Genomic DNA, 516 nt, shown 5'->3' with positions numbered 1-516 from the left:
CAAAACAAAATGCAGAGAATCGAGTTTTCCTAGAATCTGATGCCAAAGCACCGAACGGCAAAATTCCTTACTACCCTGAGTTTGGTCAAGATTTGGATCAAGACGGTTCATCTGAACAGCACATTCGCTTAGGTTCGCGCGTTGAAGGTTTACAGGGCGTAGTGAATTACAGCTACAACGAATACCGTCTGATCGCGACGAACGATGTAAACAACACTAACTTTGTGGCAACGGGTGATGGTTTTGATGTAGAGCGTAAAGCGGCGCCAGCTATCGCAGAGTCGGATTTACGCGTTGCAAGCTTTAACGTGCTTAACTACTTCACTTCGGTTGCAGACAGCGGAAACAACAACCCGACAGGCCAAAACCGTGGCGCGACGAATCACGATGAGTTCTTGATCCAACAAGCGAAGATCGTGTCTGCGATGAACAAGATGGATGCTGACATCATTGGTTTGATGGAAGTGGAGAATAACGGCTTCGGTGATGGCAGTGCTGTGCAAAACTTGGTGGATG

The 516-nt window shown here is 47.5% G+C and carries 1 pseudogene; it reads left to right on the top strand.

Annotated features, from left to right (window positions below):
• Nucleotides 1-516: pseudogene (locus R7093_RS28165) on the top strand (nuclease); the annotation flags it as partial.

This window comes from Vibrio sp. 1580 (genome assembly GCF_033340055.1).
Note: the sequence above shows the minus strand (reverse complement) of the source record. Positions and strands in the feature narration are given on the sequence as shown.